Source organism: Psychrobacter sp. UBA2514 (assembly GCF_002341255.1).
Lineage (GTDB): Bacteria > Pseudomonadota > Gammaproteobacteria > Pseudomonadales > Moraxellaceae > Psychrobacter > Psychrobacter pacificensis.
In genome coordinates this window covers 5,094-6,558 of the sequence record NZ_DDNS01000052.1, presented here as the reverse complement: position 1 = coordinate 6,558, position 1,465 = coordinate 5,094, and the positions used below count along the sequence as shown (strand labels likewise).

Genomic DNA, 1,465 nt, shown 5'->3' with positions numbered 1-1,465 from the left:
CACCAGCCGCCCCAGCCAAGCTCATAATATGCCCACCATGAGCCAAGTGCGATACCAACCGTCAAGAAACCCCAAGCCGCCTGCGCCCACGGACGCGACCAGCGTGTCCACACCGCATCCAAGCGCCCTTCCCACAACGCTGCCATGCAAAAAGCAAATGGCACGACCATGCCTACGTAGCCCATGTAAAGCATCGGTGGATGAATAATCAAACCAAAATCTTGCAAGACAGGGTTTAGATCCGCGCCATCAACTGGCAAATTGGGCAAGGTACGATCAAATGGCGATGAGGTAAAGATCAACATCGCTAGCATCATCATCTGCACGCCTGCCAATATCACAAGAACACGCGCACGCATGGACAGCGGTAATCCGCGGCTAAAATAAGACACCAGCGCACACCAAGTGGCCATAATGGTCATCCAAAGCAGCAATGACCCTTCATGACCGCCCCACGTTGCAGATAGCTTATAATACCAAGGCAGTAACGTATTGGAGTGCTGAGTGACATAGACGAGGCTAAAGTCATTATAATAAAAGCCTGCCATCAGCGCAGCAAATGATGTGACCATGGCCGCAAATTGCGCCCATGCAAGACTTGGTGCTAGACGCTGCCAAGCGACGTGGTCGCGCATGACACCAATGGTTGGTAGTACCACCTGCAAAATCGCCAGTATAAAAGCGGCCAGCAAGGCAAAATAACCCAATTCTGTGATTAACATACGGTCTAACCTTGTTTACCTTGGATACCATTAAGGGTTCACCGATGGCATCGCTAGCCACTGGCAAACGCTAAATAGTCCCTTTATGCGGTCATAGTTTACGGTTAAAAACTGAGGTTTCGATAGCTGTAGAAGCACCTAAAACCCGCTACTATCATTGTGACGTATCAATCTGAATGATTGATACAAAATGCTGACCTATCATTGGCCTTGCATTGTTTTATTGACTCAAACTGTATGAGATATTGCTGTTTTTGACTATTTGAAAATACTGTTTATCGTGTTATTGCTTATGGCATCGAGGGGAAAAATACCAATACCAGATGTAACCACCCTGCCAAAAACCCAGTCAGACCACCCAAGATAATCAGCGTCATCTCATCCTCACGAAAAGCAGGACGCAGCAAATTCTGAAACTCACTGGGCGTCAGCGCCCTTATTCTATCGCGAAACAGACCAAAAATCTTACTGGCGCGACTTTCATTGAGCTCAGGATCTCGCAGTGGCACCATAGTCGCCACAATCGACTTATCAATAATAGTGTTTTTGAGCTGTCCATAATCGCGGCGACCCAGCCCCACACGCAATGTCGTACTAATAACTGGTGACTCAAGCACCGTATATAGATGCGACTTCATCAGCTCACGAGTTTGCGCTGAACGATCCCCATACATCATCTCATTCATGATGTTCTCTAGAGTGACCAAATCTTTTACCACAATCTCAGCAAAAACTTCAGACAC

At 47.5% G+C, this 1,465-nt stretch carries 1 protein-coding gene and 1 pseudogene; both read right to left on the bottom strand.

The window, feature by feature from the left end; translation table 11 throughout:
• On the bottom strand, positions 1–722 hold a 722-nt coding region (gene ccsA, locus B3V51_RS12365; RefSeq protein ID WP_286708511.1), incomplete at its 3' end, for a cytochrome c biogenesis protein CcsA.
• Between the two features lie 290 nt (positions 723–1,012).
• Positions 1,013–1,465: pseudogene (locus B3V51_RS12360) on the bottom strand (DUF445 domain-containing protein); the annotation flags it as partial.